This is a genomic window from Microbacterium sp. KHB019 (assembly GCF_037285405.1).
In the GTDB taxonomy this organism is placed as follows: domain Bacteria; phylum Actinomycetota; class Actinomycetes; order Actinomycetales; family Microbacteriaceae; genus Microbacterium.
The window spans coordinates 473,055-492,273 of record NZ_JBBDHF010000001.1 but is presented as its reverse complement, the minus strand read 5'-3'; the positions used below and the strand labels follow the sequence as shown (position 1 = coordinate 492,273).

Below are 19,219 nucleotides of genomic sequence, written 5' to 3'. Positions count from 1 at the left end.
GAGGCGGAGGACACAGTGGCAGATCAACAGGATCTCGACGATCGGATCCAGGCGTACTACGGCGGCGCGTTCGATGAGCACGCCAGGCTTCGTTCCCGCTCGGCGCAAGGACGACTGGAGCATCGGCGGGTGCAGGAGCTCGTCTGCGACCGCGTCGCAGCCGGTGCGCGCATCCTCGACATCGGCGGCGGCACCGGCGCGCATGCGATCACCCTTCAGGGTCGTGGGTACGCCGTGTCGCTCATCGATCCTGTTGCGCAGCACGTGTCCGTCGCCGGGGAAGCGGGTCTCGACGCTCAGGTGGGCGACGCGCGTGATCTTCCCTTCGAGGATGCTTCGTTCGCCGCGACTCTGATGCTGGGGCCCTTGTACCACCTGCGCGCCGCATCCGACCGGCGTCGCGCGATCGAGGAAGCGCGCCGTGTGACCGACTCCGGTGGGTGGATCTTCGCGGGGGCGATTTCACGATATGTCGCGTTTGGTCAGATCTTTCTGACGCGGGATCCCGCTGAAGCGGACGTCGAGGAATGGGTCGCTCTGCTGCGAGATGGTGCTCCGTCGAGGCGACTGCGATTTCCGGCCGGACATTTCCACACGGCGGAGTCGCTGGAGCGGGAGCTGCTGGAGGCGGGCGTCGTCGACGTGCATGTCCATGGCGTCGAAGGACCGGCCGGCGTGTTCATGGAGCAGTTGCCAGTCGACGTCGATCCGGAGCTGCAGAGTGCCGCGGCGCGTCTGGCGGATGCTGCGTCCGAGCACGCCGGTGTGAGAGACATGAGCGCCCACCTGTTGGCGATCGGTCGCGTTCCGTAACGAGTGCCCGCTTGATCGCGGTAACGCCGATAATGCACATTATGTCAGTACACGAGAACGACCACCCCTCCCTTCCGTCCCGTAGTCTTCCTCGCATGCCGAAGAATGCCGCAGAGCTGCACCCGCACGATCCTGCGTGGCTGACACGCGCATCCGGGCAGCTGGAAGCGATTGCCCAATCCCCGGCGTGGATGTCGCGATCTACGACCACATCGGATCGACATCCGTACCGGTCTACGGGCGAAGCCATTCATCGATCTGCAGGTTCGATTGCTGCCGATGCCGGACGTTCGGGAGCTCTCTGACCGGCTGGGTCCACTCGGCTACGCGCAGGCCCACGGATCGCGGCCCGACTCCCCTGGTGTCTACCGCGACGTCCCGCGCGGCGACGAGGCGGTACCGGACGAGGTCTGGGACAAGAGCATCTTCACCAACGACGATGTGCAGGCGATCGTGCACATCCGTCGCGCCGACTCTCCCTGGGGCCGGTACACCGTCTGGTTCCGCGACTGGGTGCGTGCCCATCCGCAGGAGCGCGAACGCTACGAAGACCTCAAGGTCCGACTCTCAGAGGCGAACGCGGGAAAGCCCGACTACGACGACTACACCCGCGCGAAGACGGTGTTCTTCGATGAGGTGCAGGACGCGTTCACGGCGTGGGCTCGGAAGAACCATCCAGTCTGATCGCACCGCTCCCCTGGTCGTCACAGTCCACAGCGGTCCGACGGAGGCACCCCCAGCGCGCGAAGAGCCTGAAAGCGCACCCGTTCGTTCGTGTCGGCGACGAGCGCAGCGACAGCGCCGTGCGGATCGTCGAGTTCATGCCGGATGATCACTTTGAGCGCCATCTCCCGAACTCGCCACGCCTCGTCGTTCAGCGCGTGCAGAACAACCTCTGAGTTCGCGGGCGGACCGAGATGCAGAAGTCCTCGAGCACCCCACACACGCGCCCAGTGACTCGGCCAGCCGATTGTGCCGCACAGCCACGCGATGTCGGGATAGCGCGGATCGTCATCCAGTGCGTCACCCCGCAACAGCGCCTCACACCAGTCGATGAGGACGTCCCGCCCGAACAGTTCCGCTGCGTTGCGCGCGTTCGCAGCCGGCCCTAGCCGACGATCCGGGATCGCGTCCATGAGTCGACGGTAGCGCGACCTCGTGCATCCGTAGGATGAGTTGGTGCGGATCCTGACCTCGCTCGCGCGCTTCAACGCCGCCCACCCCTGGTCCCACAACGATGCGTACGCAGCCTTTGTGCTCAGAAACGCCAAGGCCGTTCGACGGCGCGGCGGTGTGAGCGCGCTGGACGTCGGATGCGGTACCGGCAATCTCGTCGAGCGGCTCTCGGCGATCTTTCCGCACGTGATCGGCATCGAACTCGACGTCGACGTCGCTGCGGCCGCGGCCCATCGATTCGAGATGACGGATGCCGTCACCATCCAGCAGCGCCCGTTCGGCGGCGAAGCGGAAGGCGCATACGATCTGATCGTGTTCGTCGCGTCCCTGCACCACATGCGGCTGGAGGACGCACTCCTCGATGCACGAGCATCCTTGCGCACAGGAGGTCGTATCGTGATCGTCGGTGTCGCGAGCGAAACCCGATCCGACAGGCTCCGAAGCGCAGCATCCCTCGTCCTCAATCCGCTGGTCGGATTCATCCGACACCCGCGACGCGCGCCGGCCACTCCCCTGCACATGCAGGCACCCACCGTCGACGCGCGGCAGACTTTCGACCAGATCCAAGCGGTCGCGCATCGCCTGCTCCCCAGCATCCGGATGCGACGGCGTCTGTTCTGGCGGTACACCGCGGTATGGGAGGACCCCCCGATGACACTTGAGCCAGACCAGGTCACCGTGCGCACGTGGGCCGGCGATGCCGACGAGCTCGCACAGGCCGCCGAGCTTTACGCCGTTGTGTTCTCCGAGGCGCCGTACGATGAGGACCCCGCTGCCAGCCGTGCGTCGTTCTTGGCTCGCGTCGACACGTACGGGCGTACCAAGCCGGACTTCCGGTTGGTTCTCGCCACGCGTGACGACGAGATCGCCGGACTCGCGCTCGGCAGCGGGATCAGCGCCGGCGACTGGTGGCGCGACCGCATCACCCCGCAGTTGCCGCCTGCCACCGCCGCGACCTGGTTCGGGGAATCGGCGTTCGCCGTGGTCGAGCTCGCGACCGCGCCGCAGCATCGTCGGGCGGGCGTCGCACGATCGCTCCTGCGCGCACTCACCCATGGCCTCCCCTACTCCACCGCGGTTCTGACCGCCTACTCCGAAGCCAGCCGAGCGCGAGAGTTCTACGTCCGGCAAGGCTGGGCGGAGGTCGCGACAGCGCTGCATCTGGGCGAATCACCCGAACTCTGTCTGTATGGCCTGCGATTGGGCAGCGCCCAGCACGAGTAGCGTGGAAGGGTGCCCGATGTCACCCGCTCCCCTGTCTCCACACCCGGGTGGCGCAGCTGGCTGATCTGGTCGGTCGGCGTCGCAGCGTATGTGCTCGCCATCGCGAACCGGACCTCGCTCGGGGCGGTCGGCGTCGACGCCGCCGAGCGCTTCCAGGCGGATGCTGCGACGCTCTCGCTATTCGCTGTCGTGCAGCTCGCCGTCTACGGCGGCATGCAGATCCCGATCGGCGTCGCCCTCGACCGCTACGGAGCACGGCCGATCATCACCCTGGGCATGGTCCTCATGGCCGCAGGTCAGCTGACGATGGCGCTCTCCCCCAGCATCGGCATCGCGATCCTCGCTCGGGTCCTTCTCGGCGCGGGCGACGCCATGGTGTTCCCCGCTGTCCTGCGTCTGGTCGCGACATGGTTCCCGGCGCAGCGCGGTCCGCTCATGGTGCAGCTCACCGGCGTGCTCGGGCAGAGCGGGCAGCTCGTCGCGCTGATCCCGGTCGCGGCCCTCCTCCACGCCACGACGTGGACGATCACCTTCGGCAGCATCGCCGGTCTCGGCATCCTCTTCGCGATCCTCGTGTTCGCCGTGATCCGCAACCGCCCTCCCGAGGCCGCCGCCGACGTCACCGTCAACACCGACACCGGTGTCGTGCGCGTCGTCACATCAGCCGTGGACACCGGCATCGGAATCCGCGCGGCCTGGGCGCACCCTGGCACCCGCTTGGCGTTCTGGTCGCACTTCGCGACACCGTTCGCCGGCACAGCGTTCGTCCTGTTGTGGGGCATGCCTTTCCTCACCGCCGGCGAAGGGCTCTCCCCCGCTGAAGCAGCGACCCTGATCTCGGTATATGTCGCTGTCGGCATGCTTTTGGGCCCTATCCTGGGCGAGCTCTCGCGGCGCATTCCGAATCGGCGATCGCTTGCGCTGGTGATCCCCACGGTCACGGTTCAGCTGCTCGCCTGGGTGGCAGTCATCGGCTACCCAGGGCCGGCGCCGCTGTGGCTTCTCTACGTGCTCGCGGTCGCGCTCGCGTCGGGCGGCCCCGCGTCGATGATCGCCTTCGATCATGCCCGCACGCACAACCCTGCGCATCGGCTCAGCACCGCGACCGGGCTGACGAACGCGGGCGGATTCATCGCAGCGCTGCTCGCGGTCTTCCTCATCGGCATAGCGCTCGACCTGCAGGGGGCCGGAACCCCCGACACCTACTCGCTTGACGCGTTCCGCCTGGCGTTCCTCATGCAGGTGCCGCTGTGGCTGCTCGGAATGACGTTCATCCTCATCGAACGCAAGCACACCAGGATCCGCATGGGACTGGACCCGGAGCGGACTCGGCGCTCACGGGTCCAGTAGAGGGGTCAGGCCGCTTCAGAGCCCGGCTGCGTCGTCGGGCGCGCTGGTGGTGCGACGGGTCGTCTGCGACCCGGAAGCGGGGTCCACGGTCGTCTGGCTGATGGAATTGCTCTGCCGACGCCGGGCGACCAGGATCAGCCCGATGATGAAGATCACGGCTCCTGCACCCATGAGGATGTAGCCGATCATGTCGAGGTTCGCCCATTCCACCTCGACGTTGATCGCGAACGCCAGAATGGCGCCGATCACGAACAAGACGATTCCTGTACCGATGCTCATGGTCTTCCCTTCCGGTGCCGCGTTTCGGCACACGTCCAGGGGCCACGCCCCTGTGAGACCTCGATACTGGCAGGAAGACCGCTCACGCGGCAACGGGTTGACAGGGTATCGCGACGTACGGCATAGGTCAGTCAGCGCACGAGGGATTGGAAGGTCTCGAGGATCAGCTCGACGCTCACGGGTGAGGGCACATCCGTGTCGCCGTACTCGAACTCCGCGAGTTCCACTCCCCTGACCTGATCACGCAGCGCCGCGAAGACATCCGCGATCTGGTGAGGGCGGAGGCCGCCCGGCACGCGGTAGGCGGCGGGGATGTACCCCGGCTCGAGAACGTCCCAGTCCACGTGGATCCAGACGTCCCGACCAGCAACGAGTTCGGCGACGCGCGCCGCCGTCACCTCTGCGGGGGCGAGCACGCGCACACCGGCGGACGACAGCAGCTCGCCTTCGGCCTCATCGATATCGCGTCCGCCGACGACGATGACCTGCTCAGGATCCAGCCCGGCGCCGTGACCGCTGTCCCACAGGCCGCACGCCGCAGCCAGCACCATGCCCCCGAGATATCCGGACTCCGTGGTCTCGGGCGTGTTGAAGTCTCCGTGCGCGTCGATCCACAGCACGACGGCATCCGGAAAACGCTGAGCCACGGTCGGCAGCGTCCCCAGGCTCGCGGCGCAGGTGTTCGTGAGCAGCACGGGGGTGTCGCCGGCATCCAATGAATCCGCGACGGCATCGCGAAGGCCGTGCAGCGTGTCCTGAGCGGCCGGAAGCGCGGCCGTCCAGTCGTCGATGCGGCCCGCCTCCGGCGATCCGGTGACGACTGCGGTCGTGCCCAGATACTCCTCCAACGCGTCCGCCGCAGCTCGCGCTCCGAGCAGCGCACCGTCCGTGCGGTCGGCGACGCGACCCTGCGAGACGATGAGCCCGAAGTTCCGTGTCGAATCATTCACCTGCGTCATGCTCTCTCCTTCTGCGAACCCGTCATCGTCCGCGTGGCGTCCACCCCGAGGGCAGCGCACCGTCCGTGTCTCCGCGCTCAGCATCCACCGCTGCGGACCAGCCCTGTGCGGCATCGACCGTGTCGAACCCGCCACGCGCGAGACGCATCCCGACATCCTCGTGGTGCATGCGCGGCGCTCCGCCACGGCGGACCGAGGCTCGCACGCTCCACGCGTCGTCGCTGTACCCGCCACCGCGAAACACGCGGTACTCGTCGTAGCGGGCCGGATCCAGCAGGTCCCAGCACCACTCCCACACGTTGCCGAGCGTGTCGAACAGACCGAACAGATTCGGTAGCCGCGCACCGACATTCTGCGGGCTGCTGACGCCATCGGTCGAGGTCCATGCGATCTCGGTCAAGGGTCCGTAGTGCGGTGCTGTCGAACCGGCCCGGCAGGCGTGCTCCCACTCGGCCTCCGTGGGCAGCCGGTACCCGTCGCTGTCGACGTGCCACGTGATCTGCTCGCCGTCGAACGAGTAGGCGCGGTTGAGGCCCTCCCACTCGGATGCCGCGTTGCAGAAGCGGATCGCGCGCAGCCAGCTCAGATCGGATGCCGGACGCCGCGGATGCTGCGCCGTAATGCCGAGCACTTCGGCGAACTGCTCCTCGGTCACCGCGTACGCCCCGATCTCGAAGGATTCGAGATCGACGGTCCGCCGGGTCCTCGTGCGCGCATCGTGCAATGTCACCGTGCCCGCAGGGATGCGTGCCATCTCGAAGTCGCTCACGCTGCGCCGCTCTCGGTACGAGCAGGGACGCGCACGGCGAAGACGCGCATGAAGTACTGGCAGAGCGGCCCTACGAGCAGGGCGAACGCCAGGGTTCCGATCCCCACATTGCCGCCGAGCGACCACCCGACCGCGACCACGACGATCTCGAGGCTCGTGCGCACGATCCAGATCGGCCACCCGGTGCGCCTGTGCAGGCCGGTCATGAGGCCGTCGCGCGGTCCTGGCCCGAAGTGAGCCCCGATGTAGAGACCGGTCGCAGCGGCGAGGACGAGCAGGCCGATCACGAAGAAGCAGACGCGCAGCCAGAGCGGCTGCCCCGTGGGGATGAGGAACAAGCCCACGTCAGCGGATGGCCCGACGAGCAGCGCGTTCAGCAGCGTGCCGATGCCGTACCGCTGCCGCAGCGGCAGCCACAGCAGCAGCACGACGACGCTCGTCAGGATCGTGATCACCCCGAACGTCAACGGCACGTGGCGCGCGATCCCCTGCGAAAGGACGTCCCACGGGGCGGCACCGATCTCGCCGCGAACCATGAAGGCGATGCCGATGCCGTACAGGAAGAGGCCGATGAGCAGCTGCGCGATCCGACGAGGGAGCCGACGGCCGCGCACGCGGCTCACTGCGGAGCTCTTTCCACCCAGGTCGGATACTTGGGTGTTCGTCCGTCGCCGGACGAGGTGCGCGTGAGCCGGCGCTTGACCCAGGGTCCGACGTGCTGACGGTAGTACGCCAGTCCAGAGGCGCCGCCGATCTGCGACGCCGGGGACCACCACGCCGCCGGCGGTTCGTAGCCGAGCCCTTGGAGCACGCGCGCGGCGACGCGGTGGTGCCCGTTGGCGTTCATGTGCAGCCGGTCCTCCGACCAGTAGGCGCCGGTCGAGAGCTCGCGATCGGGCCAGTTCAGGGCGCGGATCACGTCGTCACGGTCGGCGACCCTGCGCAGCACCGCGGCAGACAGCTCGTCGCCACGACGCTGGATCAGGGATCCCATCGGAAGCTGGCCCGCCGGGTTGGCGCCCGACAGCAGGATCAGGGTGACGCCCTCCTCGTCGCAGCGCCGGAGCACGCGCGAGAAGGTATCGGCGATGTGCTCTATACGCGTGCGGGGCCGCAGCATGTCATTGCCCCCGCCGTTGAACGACAGGTGCGTCGGCCGCAGTGCGAGCGCCGGCTCGAGCTGCTCCTCTACGATGGGCCAGGCGAGCTTGCCTCTGATGGCGAAGTTCGCGTACTGGATCGGGTGGCCGACAGCATCCGCCCAGCCCTGGGCAGCGATATCGGCCCAACCGCGTACGCGACCATCCGGCAGCTCATCACCGACGCCCTCGGTGAACGAATCACCGATCGCCACGAACCTCACACCACTCACTCAGCCAGCCTATTCCCGTCCGGGGGGCCGCGCGTCACCGGTCGTCGAGCGCCTGTCCACGGCGATCGACGAGTCCCCATGCTGCAAGCGCTGCGACCACGAAGAACGCGGCGAACACGACGAAGAGCAGCGGCGCTCCCCCGGCGACGAGCAACGAGGGAACGAGCAGTGGCGCCACGATCGACGCGATCCGGCCGACGCCTGCCGCCCAGCCTGACCCGGTGCCGCGCAGCGACGTCGGATAGATCTCCGGCGTCACAGCGTACAGCGCACCCCAGGCTCCGAGATTGAAGAACGACAGCGCCATGCCGGAGCCGATGATTGCGGCTTCGCCGCTCGCCGTTCCGAAGAGGATGGCGGACACGGCCGACCCGACGAGGAAGACGGACAAGGTCGCCCGCCTCCCCCACACCTCGATGAGCCAGGCCGCGACCGCGTAGCCGGGAAGCTGCGCCAGCGTGATGATGAGCGTGAACCCGAAGGAGCGGACGAGGTCGTACCCGGCATCGACGAGGATGCTCGGGATCCAGATGAAGGCGCCGTAGTAGGCGAAGTTCACGCAGAACCAGACCAGCCAGATGCACAGCGTGCGCACGCGGAACTCGGTGGACCACAGCGTGCTGAGCCGTGCCGCCGCCGACGCGGCGATCACCCTGGTCGGTCCGGAACGCGGTGCCGGGCTCGCCACGACGCCGGCGTCGGCCTCGAACTTCGCGACGATCCGCTCCGCCTCTGCGAACTTGCCGCGCGAGGCGAGCCAGCGCGGCGATTCCGGCAGGCCCCAGCGCACGATCAGAGCGTAGAGCGCCGGGACCGCGCCGAGCGCGAAAGCCCAGCGCCAGCCGTCGGCGGATGCCGGGATGACGAAATAGCCGATCAGTGCGGCAGCCGTCCAGCCCACCGCCCAGAACGCCTCGAGGATCACGATCAAGCGGCCGCGGATCCTGGCCGGTGCGAACTCGCTTACGTACGTCGATGCGACGGGCAGCTCGGCGCCGAGGCCCAGTCCGACGAAGAAGCGCAGCACCAGCAGAATCGCCACGCCGCCGGCCAGGGCGCTCGCGCCGGTCGCGAGGCCATAGACGAGCAGGGTGATCGCGAACACCTGACGACGCCCGAACCGGTCTGCCAACAGTCCGCCGAGACTCGCCCCGAGCGCCATGCCGATGAAGCCGACCGATGCGATCCAGCCGCTTTCGGTCTTCGTGATGTCCCAGTGCTGGGCGAGCGCTGCGAGGATGAACGAGATGAGCCCGACGTCCATGGCGTCCAGGGCCCAACCGAGGCCGGAGCCGGTGAGCAGGCGCAGGTGGCGGCGGGTGAACGGCAGGTCATCGAGCCGGTGTGCGAGCGTCGCCCGGCTCGGCACGGCCTCGGTCATGCGAGCAGCTCTCGCACGCGCGGGATGACCTCGGTGCCGTACAGCTCGATGCTGCGCATCATCTGATCATGGCCGAGTGTGCCGGTCGCGTACTTGAGGTCGAAGCGGCCGATCCCGAGCGTGCGGATCGTGCCCGCGATCTTCTCCGCGACGCGCTCGGGCGAACCGGAGTAGATCGCCCCCGCCTCGCCGACGTCGTTCTGGAACCGGGCGCGACTGTACGGCGGCCACCCGCGCTCCTTGCCGATGGTGCTGTTCATCGACTCGAACCCCGGGTACGCGGCCTCCCACGCCTCTTCGTCGGTTGCAGCGATATGGCCGGGCGAATGGACGGCGATCGGATGCTCCGTCGTCCCGAATGTCGTGACCGAGCGATGGTAGAGATCCACGAACGGCTTGAAGCGCGCCGCTGGGCCGCCGATGATCGCGAGCATGAGCCCCAGTCCGTGCCGGGCCACGCGGACGACCGACTCCGGACTGCCGCCCACACCCACCCATGTGCGAAGACCGTTCTCGGTCTTCGGGAACACGTCCGCCCCCTCCAAGCTCGGCCGCATCGTGCCCGACCAGATTACCGGCTGCTCCTTCAGAAGCTCGACGAACAGCTCGAGCTTCTCCTCGAACAACGCCTCGTAGTCGCGCAGGTCGAATCCGAACAGCGGGAAGGACTCGATGAACGAACCGCGACCGAGCACGACCTCCGCACGACCGGATGACACGGCATCCAGCGTCGCGAAACGCTCGAACACGCGGACCGGATCATCCGAGGAGAGCACCGTCACCGCTGTTCCGAGACGGATGCGCTGCGTTTTCGATGCGATCGCGGCGAGGACCATCTCGGGCGCCGACACGGCGAACTCGGTGCGGTGGTGCTCCCCCACTCCGAAGAAGTCCACGCCAACGCTGTCCGCCAGTTCCGCTTGTGCGACGATGTTCCGGATCGTCTGCGCGGCCGTCAGCAGCTGCCCGTCAGCGTCACGGGTGATGTCGCCGAACGTGTCGAGACCGAACTCGATGTCCATGCCTACTTCTTCAGCAGAGCCGTGCGCAGAGTGTCCAGCCCGACACCGCCCATGTCGAGCGCGCGCTTGTGGAAGCTCTTGATGTCGAATCCGTCGCCCTGCTCGGCCTGGTACGCATCGCGGACCTGCTCCCAGATCCGCTGGCCGACCTTGTACGACGGCGCCTGTCCGGGCCAGCCGAGGTATCGATTGACCTCGAACTGCACGAACTCATCCGACATGTTCACGTTCTGGCGCATGAAGTCGAGAGCGTAGTCGGCCTCCCAGATGCCGTCCCCGTCAGGCCGGGCCTTGCCGAGGTGAACGCCGATGTCGAGCACGACGCGAGCGGCTCGCATGCGCTGGCCGTCGAGCATGCCGAGGCGATCCGCCGGGTCGTCGAGGTATCCGAGCTGCTGCATCAGCCGCTCGGCGTACAGGGCCCAGCCCTCTGCGTGACCCGAGGTTCCGGCGAGCAGACGCCGCCAGGAGTTGAGCTCCGCACGGTTGTACACCGCCTGCGCGATCTGCAGGTGATGGCCCGGGACGCCCTCGTGATAGACCGTCGTCAGCTCGCGCCAGGTGTCGAACTCGGTCACGCCCTCCGGCACGGACCACCACATGCGCCCTGGACGCGAGAAGTCGTCTGTCGGGCCGGTGTAGTAGATGCCGCCCTCCTGCGTGGGAGCGATCATGCACTCGATCGTGCGGATCTTCTCGGGGATGTCGAAGTGCGTCGCTGCGAGCTCGGCGACGGCCCGGTCGCTGGTCTCCTGCATCCACTTCTGGAGCGCCTCGGTGCCGTGCAGCTTGCGCGACGGGTCGGCCTCCAGATGAGCGACGGCCTCCTCGACGGTGGATCCGGGCAGAATCTCGTTCGCGATCGCGGTCTGCTCTGCGACCATGCGTGCGAGCTCTTCTCGACCCCACTCGTACGTCTCGTCGAGGTCGATCTTCGCTCCGAGGAACCGCCGGGAATGCAGTGCGTAGACGTCGCGACCTACCGCGTCGACGTCGGATGCCGCTGGTGCCAGTGTTCCGACGAGGAAGTCGCGCAGCTCGTCGTAGGCGACGCGGGCGGCCGACGCGCTGTCGGCGAGATCACGGGCGAGGGATGCGGGAAGCCCGCCCTCGGCCGGTGCGGCATCGGCGACGAAGGAGGCGAAGAATCCGTCATCCGCGGTGTAGCGGACGATCTGACCCGCGACTTCGACGACCTGCCGCCGGGCAGGGACCACGCCGCTGTCGATGCCCTGACGGAGCGTTGCCGCGTAGCCGCGCAGAGCAGCAGGGACCGCCGCGAGGCGCTTGGCGATCGTCTCCCAGTCATCGGCTGTCGCCGTGGGCATCAGATCGTAGACCTGACGGACGTCCTGGGCTGCGGAGGCGATCACGTTCAGATCGCGCAGGTGCCATTGCGCGTCGTCGAACTCCAGCTCGAGGTCGAGCTCGCTCAGCAGATCGGTCTTCGTGACCTCGTCGATGGGGTCGGACGGGTTGAGCGCGGCAAGCTCATCGCGGGTCTGCCGCACGGCGGCGATGTAGCGCTCGTGCCCTTCGGGGCTGAGGTCGCCGTAGCGGTCGTTCCCCTCGTCGCGGCCGATATAGGTGCCGAGAGTCGGGTCGAGGTCTGCGAGGGTGTCGACCCACTTGTCAGCGACCTTGTCGATGGCTGTGGGTGTGCGCGGGGTTTGCGTCATGAAGTTCAGCGTAGCGCCGCGCCGGCTCGCAACGTCTAGTGGGCCGCCTCGTTCCAATCGCGGCCACGGCCCACCTGAACATCGAGCGGGACGGTCAGGTCCGCGGCGCCCGCCATCTGAGACCGGACGATCTGCTCGGCGGCATCCCACTCGCCCGGTGCGACCTCCACGACGAGTTCGTCGTGGATCTGCAGCAGGGCGCGCGAGCGCATGTCCGCGGCGCGCAGGTCGGCGTGGATGCGGAACAGGGCGATCTTCATGACGTCGGCCGCGCTGCCCTGGATGGGTGCGTTGAGCGCGGCGCGCTCGGCGTTCTCGCGCAGCACCCTGTTCGGGCTGGACAGGTCGGGGAACGGCCGACGACGACCGAAGATCGTCTCGGTGTACCCGTCTTCCTTCGCCTTCATCACCGACGCGCGCAGATAGTCGCGCACGGCTCCGAACCGCGCGAAGTACTCGACCATGAGCTGCTTCGCCTCGGACTGCTCGATTCGCAGCTGCTTGGACAGGCCGAATGCGCTCAGCCCGTAGACCAGGCCGTACGACATGGCCTTGACCTTGGTGCGCATCGCCGATGTGACGTCGGCCGGCTCGACGCCGAAGACACGGGCGCCGACGAAGCGGTGCAGGTCTTCACCGCTGTTGAACGCCTCGATCAACCCCTCATCTCCTGAGAGATGCGCCATGATGCGCATCTCGATCTGCGAGTAGTCGGCCGTCAGCAGAGTCTCGTACCCCTCGCCGACCTCGAAGGCGCTGCGGATGCGACGCGACTCCTCGGTGCGCACCGGGATGTTCTGCAGGTTCGGATCTGTGCTGGACAGGCGTCCGGTCTGGCTGCCGGTCTGCACGTACGTCGTGTGGATGCGGCTGTCATCCTTGATCGCGGTGTCCAGGGTCTCGATGATCTGCCGGAGCTTCGTCGCCTCGCGGTGCTGCAACAGCAGGTCAAGGAAGGGATGCGGGTGGCTCTCCTGCAGGTCGGCGAGGACAGCGGCATCCGTCGAGTAGCCGGTCTTGGTCTTGCGTGTCTTGGGCAGTTGCAGATCCTCGAACAGCACCTCCTGCAGCTGCTTCGGCGACCCGAGGTTGAACTCGCGGCCCACCAGCGCGAACGCTTCGGTCGCGAGGCCATCTGTGCGCGTCGCGAGTTCGCCGGAGAAGGTCGAGAGGACGTCGTGGGAGACGGCGACGCCGGCCATCTCCATGTCGGCGAGGGTCAGCAGTGTCGGCAGTTCGATGTCGAGGAGGACGGATGCCACCGACTCTGGCACGTCCTCGCGGAGTGCGGCGGCGGTGCGAAGCGTGAACCACGCCTCCTGCGACGGCGTCGCGCCGTCGGTCTCGGGGACGAGCTGTGTCGGATCTGCGACCGGGAGCTTCTCGCCGAGATAGCGCTCGACCAGGTGCGAGAGCGTCTTGTCGGGGAGGCTCGGGCGCAGCAGCCAGCCGGCCAGCAGCGTGTCGTAGGCGAGCCCGCCGAGGCGGATCCCCGCGCGCAGCAGTGCCTTCACCTGCGGTTTGGCGTCGTTGAACACCTTCGCGGCATCCGATTCGAGCCAGGGCCGGAGCGCGTCGGCTGCGTCGTCGGACCAGTTCGTCTCGCGCAGTTCGGAGAGGCTCGCGACACCGACCCGAGTGGCGAGGCCGCCGTTCGTGACGACGGTCACCGCCAGTTCGCCCTGCTGTGCCTGCAGCCAGGCGACGAGGGCGGTCACGTCGGCTTCGACGGGACTGGGCAGAGCGACAGCGGGCTCTGACTCGGCGGGATCCTCGCCGGTGCCGACGGCGTCGAACACGCGTGGGAGGAGGGTGCGGAACTCGAGACGGGCGAAGATGTCGCGGATCGCCTGCACATCGGCCGGAACCACGACGAGGTCGGCCGGGGCGACGGGCAGCTCGACGTCCGTGAGGAGGCGGTTTAGCTTGCGGTTGCGGCGCACGTCGTCCATGTGATCGCGGAGGTTGCCGCCGACGACGCCCTTGATCTCCTCCGCGCGATCGAGAAGCTCATCGAGCGACCCGAACTGCGTGAGCCACTTGACCGCGGTCTTCTCACCCACCTTCGGAACGCCGGGAAGGTTGTCGCTGGTCTCGCCGACCAGTGCTGCGATGTCCGGATACTGCTCCGGGCGGACGCCGTAGCGCTCCTGCACGGTCGTCGGGTCGTAGCGCTTCAGCTGCGAGACGCCCTGCACGGACGGGTAGAGCAGCGTCACCTCGTCGTTGACGAGCTGGATGGTGTCTCGGTCGCCCGAGACGACGAGCACGTCGAAACCCTGCTCCGACCCCTGCTTGGCGAGCGTTGCGAGGATGTCGTCAGCCTCGATGCCCTCCTTCGTCAGCACCGGGATCGACATCGCGGCGAGGCAGTCCTGCAGCAGCGGGATCTGCCCGCGGAACTCCTGCGGGGTCTCGGAGCGGGTCGCCTTGTACTCGGGGTACTCGTCGGTACGGAAGGAGTGCCGTGACGTATCGAAGGCGATCGCCATGTGCGTCGGCTGCTCTGCCTTGATGAGGTTCACGAGCATCGACAGGAACCCGTAGATGGCGTTCGTGTGCTGGTTGTCCTTGGTCGTGAAATTCTCGACCGGAAGAGCGAAGAACGCCCGGTATGCGAGCGAATGGCCGTCGACGACCATGAGGGTAGGCTTTGCGGAGTCCGTCACTCTGACAGCCTAACGAGGACGGCAGACACCCGCTGAGGAGGATCCGTGACCGAGACCCGGATGACCGGACTGGAGTGGGCCACGCAGCGCGGCATGGGGGCCCTTGCCGAGAAGATGGGCATCGAGTTCACGGAGTTCTCGATCGAGCGCAGCGTCGCCACGATGCCCGTCGAAGGCAACACGCAGCCGGTCGGGCTGCTGCACGGCGGCGCGTACGTCGTGCTGGGCGAGTCCCTCGGCTCGATGTCGGCGAACCTCGCCGCCGGCCCGGGGAAGCTCGCCGTCGGCGTCGACATCAACGCCACGCACACCCGTTCGGCGACATCGGGCATCGTCACGGGCGTGTGCACACCGATCCACCTCGGACGCAGCATGATGGTGCATGAGATCGTCGTGAGCGACGATCAGGGCAGGCGCTGCTCGACGATCCGGATCACGAACATGATCAGACCGCTGCCGGCCTGACGAGTCCGTCTCGAGTGAGGATCCGCTGGAAGAGGTAGTGGTCCTGCCACTCCCCCGCGATCCGCAGATACGCAGGTGCCATGCCGATGCGTTCGAAGCCGTTCGCCGCGAGCACCCGCTGCGATGCGGCGTTGTGAAGCAGCGTCGAGGCCTGCAGGCGGTGCAGCTCCAACGCGGACGCCGCGTGCTCGACGACCGCCGCGACCGCTCTGGTCATCAGACCGTGACCGGCCAGGGCTGAGTCGATCCAGTAGCCGAGGTCGGCGCTGTGGAACGCGCCGCGAACGATGTTGCTGAGGTTCACGCGGCCGACGATCGCGTCGTCGTCCGCGCGGATGAGGACGAACGGGTCGCTGCGTCCGGCATCCCGATCCGCCAGCAGTGCGACGATCAGTCGCCGCTGCTCGCGCTCGCTGAAGAACGACTCGTCCCGCTCTGGATCCCACGGCGCGAGATGCGCGCGGTTGCGGGCGAACGCCGCGGCGAGAGCCTCCCCGTCGTGCGCTTCGAGCGGACGGAGCCGGACGTCCGTTCCGAACTCGATCAGGACTTCTTCGGTGCCAGCTGCTCGATGATGGCCTTGGCGACGTCCTGCATCGTCAGTCGGCGGTCCATCGACGCCTTCTGGATCCAGCGGAACGCCTCGGGCTCCGACAGTCCCATCTTCTCGTTGAGCAGACCCTTGGCCCGATCGACGAGCTTGCGCGTCTCGAAGCGCTCGACCATGTCGGCGACCTCGGCCTCGAGCGTGATGATCTGCTCGTGGCGGGCGAGGGCGATCTCGATGGCGGGCAGCAGGTCGTTCGGCGTGAAGGGCTTCACGACGTACGCCAGAGCGCCGGCCTCGCTGGCACGCTCGACGAGCTCCTTCTGGCTGAAGGCGGTGAGGAGGACGACGGGTGCGATGTTCGCCTTGTGCAGGCGCTCAGCGGCGCTGATGCCGTCGAGCTGCGGCATCTTGACGTCCATGATGACGAGGTCGGGTCGCAGTTCGGTTGCGAGGGCGACCGCCGTCTCACCGTCACCTGCTTCGCCGACCACGTCGAAGCCGTTGTCGCGCAGGATCTCGACGATGTCGAGTCGGATCAGCGATTCGTCTTCGGCGACGACGACGCGTCGCGGGGCGGATGCCGTGGGCTGCTCAGACAGTTCTTGCTCGGTCACAGGTTCCATTCTAGGGGACGGCGGCTCGCAGCCCGCCGCATCCGCCCCAGGTGTGGACGGGAGGGCACGGTGCGCTGCGCTAAAGTCGAAGGCGCGACCACCGCGCCGGCGTGGCGGAATGGTAGACGCGGAGCACTCAAAATGCTTTGTCCGAAAGGACGTGTGGGTTCGAGTCCCACCGCCGGCACATCGCGGAAGGGCCGTCCGGCAAACGGGCGGCCCTTCCGCATAGGGAAGGGAACCGCCATGGTGCAGCCGCTTGGACGCGACGAGGTGCACGCCAGACGCGGCGGGGTCTTCCGCCGCCGCTGGGCGACGGAGTCCGACACTGCGTTCGGCGCCACGCGCCGCACGCGATACGTCGACGACGGACATCTGGTGCTGGCGCCGCGCGACACGAGCGTCGCGGACACCATGACTTTCACGGACGCGGGCGAGGGGCGGACGGCGCTGCTGCTCTATCCCAAGCCGTCGCCGGAGGACATCGCCGAGCTCGCAAGCACCTGGAACCTCCATCCGCTCGTCGTCGAGGACCTCCTGCACGCAGGTCAGCGCCCGAAACTCGAACGCTACGACGACGCTCTCTTCCTCGTCGTCCGCTCCGCGTGGTACGTCGATGCCGCTGAGGACGTCGATTTCGCCGAGTTCCACATCCTCGTGCGACCGCGAGCGGTCGCGGTCTTCTGTCAGGACGGCCGATGGATCGACGGCGTCGACGCCGATGACGCCTCCGGCGCCGCGGACCGCGGGGATCGGACGCTCCTCGACGATGAGCGACTGCTGCAGCACGGGCCCGAGGCGATCGTCTATCGACTCCTCGACGCGATCGTCGACGGCTACTCCCCCGTCCTCCGCGGTCTCGAGATCGACCGGGAGCAGATCGAGCGTCAAGTGTTCAGCGGCGACGCGTCGGTGACCGAGCGCATCTACCGACTCAGTCAGGAGGTCATCGACCTCCAGCAGGCGACGTCCGGGCTCACAGAGGTGCTGGCGGCGCTCCGTGCGGGCTTCCACCGCTACGACATCCCCGACGCGCTCCAGTCGTACCTGCAGGACGTCGCCGACCATCTCAGCAGGGCGGACACGCGGGTCGGAGAACTCCGTGACTCGCTCTCGCAGATCCTCACCGTCAACGGCACGCTGGTCGCTCAGCGTCAGAACGAGGACATGAAGAAGATCTCCGGCTGGGCCGCGATCCTCTTCGCCCCGACGCTGATCGGCGCGATCTACGGCATGAACTTCGACAACATGCCCGAGCTCCACTGGGCCTTCGGCTATCCGCTGGCCGTCGGCGCGATGATCGTGTTCGCGCTCGTGCTCTATGTGATCTTCAAACGCCAGAAGTGGATGTGACGAAGAAGGACCGCCCCGGTGGGACGGTCCTTCTTCGGTAAGGGGGCAGCTCTTACGCGCCGGCCTTGTAGATCGGCGCCGCTCCGTTCACGGCATCCCCGACCTTGTGGACGCGGATGTCGTTCGTGGATCCGACGATTCCGGGAGGGGAACCGGAGATCACGACGACCTTGTCCCCTTCGGCGGCGAGACCGTTGCCGAGCAGGTACTCGTCGACCTGGTGGTACATGAGGTCGGTGTGCTGAACCATCTCGACGAGGGTCGAGCGGATGCCCCACGTCAGCGCCATGCGCCGACGGATGCTGGGCTCCGGCGTGAACGCGATCATCGGGATGCGCGAGCGCAGGCGCGACAGGCGGCGAGCGGAGTCGCCGGACTGCGTGAACACGCAGAGGAACTTCGCGTCGACGAACTCCGCGACCTCGAGAGCGGCGAGCGTGATCGCACCCCCCTGAGTGCGCGGCTTGCTGGTGAGGGGCGCGATGCGCTCCAGCCCGTGCTCCTCCGTTGACTCGACGATCCTGGCCATCGTCTCGACGACGACGATCGGGTAGTCGCCCACGCTCGTCTCGCCCGAGAGCATCACGGCGTCTGCACCGTCGAGGACGGCGTTGGCGACGTCCGAGGTCTCAGCCCGCGTCGGGACCGGGCTGGAGATCATCGATTCGAGCATCTGCGTGGCGACGATGACCGGCTTGGCGTTTCGACGGGCCAGCTCGACGGCGCGCTTCTGCACGATCGGCACGGCCTCGAGCGGCAGTTCGACGCCGAGGTCGCCGCGAGCGACCATGATGCCATCGAAGGCGTCGACGATCTCCTCGAGCGCGTCGACGGCCTGCGGCTTCTCGATCTTGGCGATGACGGGGACCTTGACACCTTCTTCGGCCATGATCTCGTGGACGCGATCGACGTCGGCTGCGTTGCGCACGAACGACAGCGCGATGATGTCGGCACCGGTGCGAAGGCCCCAGCGCAGATCCGACTCGTCCTTCTCGCTCAGTGCGGGCACGTTCACGGCGACGCCCGGCAGGTTGATGCCCTTGTTGTTGGACACGGCGCCGGCGACGATCACCTTGGTCGTCACGACGGTGCCATCGGTCTCGACGACCTCGACGCGGACCTTGCCGTCGTCGATCAGCAGGAAGTCACCGGGCTTCACGTCCTGAGGAAGGCCCTTGAAGGTCGTGCCGCAGATCTCGCGGTTGCCGATGATGTCCTCGGTGGTGATCTTGAAGATGTCGCCCTCGGCGAGTTCGTACGGGCCGGCCTCGAACTTGCCCAGCCGGATCTTCGGCCCTTGCAGGTCGACGAGCACGGCGACCGCGCGCCCCGCGTCGTCCGCAGCGCGGCGGACGTTCGCGTAGTTGGCATCGTGGACGGAGTAGTCACCGTGGCTGAGGTTCAGTCGAGCGACGTCGACCCCCGCTTCGATGATGGCTCGGACGTTCTCGTAACTCGAGGTTGCCGGGCCCAGGGTGGCGACGATTTTCGCGCGTCTCAACAGAATCTCCAGGGTAAGAGGTGGGGGAATTTTATGGCGACAG

19 protein-coding genes and 1 tRNA gene are annotated in these 19,219 nt (G+C 67.4%); 7 read left to right on the top strand and 13 right to left on the bottom strand.

The window, feature by feature from the left end; all coding sequences use genetic code 11:
- Positions 1–15: 15 nt before the first annotated feature.
- Positions 16–813, top strand: a complete 798-nt coding sequence (locus KHB019_RS02425) for a class I SAM-dependent methyltransferase (RefSeq protein ID WP_230103250.1) — start codon at positions 16–18, stop codon at positions 811–813.
- 279 nt (positions 814–1,092) lie between these two features.
- Complete coding sequence (locus KHB019_RS02420) at positions 1,093–1,497, top strand: GrpB family protein (RefSeq protein ID WP_337458019.1); 405 nt, start codon at positions 1,093–1,095, stop codon at positions 1,495–1,497.
- Between the two features lie 20 nt (positions 1,498–1,517).
- Here the strand turns inward: KHB019_RS02420 and KHB019_RS02415 are convergent, their stop codons facing one another.
- Complete coding sequence (locus KHB019_RS02415; RefSeq protein WP_337458018.1) at positions 1,518–1,949, bottom strand: HEAT repeat domain-containing protein; 432 nt, start codon at positions 1,947–1,949, stop codon at positions 1,518–1,520.
- Positions 1,950–1,992: 43 nt separating this feature from the next.
- Between KHB019_RS02415 and KHB019_RS02410 the strand changes: the two genes are divergently transcribed.
- Together KHB019_RS02410 and KHB019_RS02405 are read left to right on the top strand one after the other, a co-directional pair.
- The gene (locus KHB019_RS02410; protein WP_337458017.1) at positions 1,993–3,213 is read left to right on the top strand and encodes a methyltransferase domain-containing protein; all 1,221 of its coding nucleotides are present in this window, start codon (positions 1,993–1,995) and stop codon (positions 3,211–3,213) included.
- 9 nt (positions 3,214–3,222) lie between these two features.
- The gene (locus KHB019_RS02405) at positions 3,223–4,563 is read left to right on the top strand and encodes an MFS transporter (RefSeq protein WP_337458016.1); all 1,341 of its coding nucleotides are present in this window, start codon (positions 3,223–3,225) and stop codon (positions 4,561–4,563) included.
- 15 nt (positions 4,564–4,578) lie between these two features.
- Here the strand turns inward: KHB019_RS02405 and KHB019_RS02400 are convergent, their stop codons facing one another.
- From KHB019_RS02400 to polA, 9 genes are all read right to left on the bottom strand, one after another.
- Positions 4,579–4,842: a DUF6458 family protein gene (locus KHB019_RS02400; protein ID WP_230103244.1), complete on the bottom strand. Its 264-nt coding sequence runs from the start codon at positions 4,840–4,842 to the stop codon at positions 4,579–4,581.
- Between the two features lie 131 nt (positions 4,843–4,973).
- Entirely contained in the window at positions 4,974–5,801 is an 828-nt protein-coding gene (locus KHB019_RS02395; RefSeq protein ID WP_337458015.1) for an arginase family protein, read from the bottom strand.
- Positions 5,802–5,823: 22 nt separating this feature from the next.
- Entirely contained in the window at positions 5,824–6,570 is a 747-nt protein-coding gene (locus KHB019_RS02390) for a formylglycine-generating enzyme family protein (protein ID WP_337458014.1), read from the bottom strand.
- Positions 6,567–7,193, bottom strand: coding sequence for a membrane protein YczE (gene yczE, locus KHB019_RS02385; RefSeq protein WP_230103241.1), 627 nt, complete (start codon positions 7,191–7,193; stop codon positions 6,567–6,569). The genes KHB019_RS02390 and yczE overlap by 4 nt, the downstream gene beginning before the upstream one ends.
- Positions 7,190–7,942 (bottom strand): SGNH/GDSL hydrolase family protein, encoded by a 753-nt coding sequence (locus KHB019_RS02380; RefSeq protein ID WP_230103240.1) that lies wholly within the window; start codon positions 7,940–7,942, stop codon positions 7,190–7,192. The genes yczE and KHB019_RS02380 overlap by 4 nt, the downstream gene beginning before the upstream one ends.
- A 34-nt stretch (positions 7,943–7,976) precedes the next feature.
- Positions 7,977–9,323: an MFS transporter gene (locus KHB019_RS02375; protein WP_337458013.1), complete on the bottom strand. Its 1,347-nt coding sequence runs from the start codon at positions 9,321–9,323 to the stop codon at positions 7,977–7,979.
- Entirely contained in the window at positions 9,320–10,345 is a 1,026-nt protein-coding gene (locus KHB019_RS02370) for an LLM class flavin-dependent oxidoreductase (protein ID WP_230103238.1), read from the bottom strand. The genes KHB019_RS02375 and KHB019_RS02370 overlap by 4 nt, the downstream gene beginning before the upstream one ends.
- Positions 10,346–10,347: 2 nt before the next feature.
- Positions 10,348–12,024 carry a DUF885 domain-containing protein gene (locus KHB019_RS02365; protein ID WP_230103237.1) on the bottom strand — a complete coding sequence of 559 codons (1,677 nt, stop codon included), beginning with the start codon at positions 12,022–12,024 and terminating at the stop codon, positions 10,348–10,350.
- Between the two features lie 35 nt (positions 12,025–12,059).
- On the bottom strand, positions 12,060–14,693 hold the full coding sequence (gene polA, locus KHB019_RS02360; protein ID WP_337458012.1) for a DNA polymerase I: 2,634 nt from the start codon (positions 14,691–14,693) through the stop codon (positions 12,060–12,062).
- Positions 14,694–14,753: 60 nt separating this feature from the next.
- Between polA and KHB019_RS02355 the strand changes: the two genes are divergently transcribed.
- The gene (locus KHB019_RS02355) at positions 14,754–15,158 is read left to right on the top strand and encodes a hotdog fold thioesterase (protein WP_230103447.1); all 405 of its coding nucleotides are present in this window, start codon (positions 14,754–14,756) and stop codon (positions 15,156–15,158) included.
- On the opposite strand, the gene KHB019_RS02350 is transcribed toward KHB019_RS02355, so the two are convergent.
- Both KHB019_RS02350 and KHB019_RS02345 read right to left on the bottom strand, forming a co-directional pair.
- Positions 15,139–15,702, bottom strand: coding sequence for a GNAT family N-acetyltransferase (locus tag KHB019_RS02350; protein ID WP_337458392.1), 564 nt, complete (start codon positions 15,700–15,702; stop codon positions 15,139–15,141). The two genes, KHB019_RS02355 and KHB019_RS02350, sit on opposite strands and share 20 nt — an antisense overlap.
- On the bottom strand, positions 15,702–16,331 hold the full coding sequence (locus tag KHB019_RS02345; RefSeq protein WP_414684026.1) for an ANTAR domain-containing response regulator: 630 nt from the start codon (positions 16,329–16,331) through the stop codon (positions 15,702–15,704). The genes KHB019_RS02350 and KHB019_RS02345 overlap by 1 nt, the downstream gene beginning before the upstream one ends.
- 95 nt (positions 16,332–16,426) lie before the next feature.
- On the opposite strand from KHB019_RS02345, the gene KHB019_RS02340 reads away from it, so the two are divergent.
- Together KHB019_RS02340 and KHB019_RS02335 are read left to right on the top strand one after the other, a co-directional pair.
- A tRNA-Leu gene (locus tag KHB019_RS02340) sits at positions 16,427–16,509 on the top strand.
- 59 nt (positions 16,510–16,568) lie between these two features.
- Entirely contained in the window at positions 16,569–17,675 is a 1,107-nt protein-coding gene (locus KHB019_RS02335; protein ID WP_325471529.1) for a magnesium and cobalt transport protein CorA, read from the top strand.
- A 52-nt stretch (positions 17,676–17,727) separates the two neighbouring features.
- Here the strand turns inward: KHB019_RS02335 and pyk are convergent, their stop codons facing one another.
- Complete coding sequence (gene pyk / locus KHB019_RS02330; protein WP_230103234.1) at positions 17,728–19,176, bottom strand: pyruvate kinase; 1,449 nt, start codon at positions 19,174–19,176, stop codon at positions 17,728–17,730.
- Positions 19,177–19,219: the final 43 nt, after the last annotated feature.

Coding starts and splice junctions, on each gene's coding strand:
- KHB019_RS02420 (WP_337458019.1), top strand. CDS start 1,093: ATGCCGGACGTTCGGGAGCTCTCTGACCGGCTGGGTCCACTCGGCTAC.
- KHB019_RS02415 (WP_337458018.1), bottom strand. CDS start 1,949: ATGGACGCGATCCCGGATCGTCGGCTAGGGCCGGCTGCGAACGCGCGC.
- KHB019_RS02400 (WP_230103244.1), bottom strand. CDS start 4,842: ATGAGCATCGGTACAGGAATCGTCTTGTTCGTGATCGGCGCCATTCTG.
- KHB019_RS02395 (WP_337458015.1), bottom strand. CDS start 5,801: ATGACGCAGGTGAATGATTCGACACGGAACTTCGGGCTCATCGTCTCG.
- KHB019_RS02375 (WP_337458013.1), bottom strand. CDS start 9,323: ATGACCGAGGCCGTGCCGAGCCGGGCGACGCTCGCACACCGGCTCGAT.
- KHB019_RS02370 (WP_230103238.1), bottom strand. CDS start 10,345: ATGGACATCGAGTTCGGTCTCGACACGTTCGGCGACATCACCCGTGAC.
- KHB019_RS02365 (WP_230103237.1), bottom strand. CDS start 12,024: ATGACGCAAACCCCGCGCACACCCACAGCCATCGACAAGGTCGCTGAC.
- KHB019_RS02355 (WP_230103447.1), top strand. CDS start 14,754: ATGACCGGACTGGAGTGGGCCACGCAGCGCGGCATGGGGGCCCTTGCC.
- KHB019_RS02345 (WP_414684026.1), bottom strand. CDS start 16,331: ATGGAACCTGTGACCGAGCAAGAACTGTCTGAGCAGCCCACGGCATCC.
- KHB019_RS02335 (WP_325471529.1), top strand. CDS start 16,569: ATGGTGCAGCCGCTTGGACGCGACGAGGTGCACGCCAGACGCGGCGGG.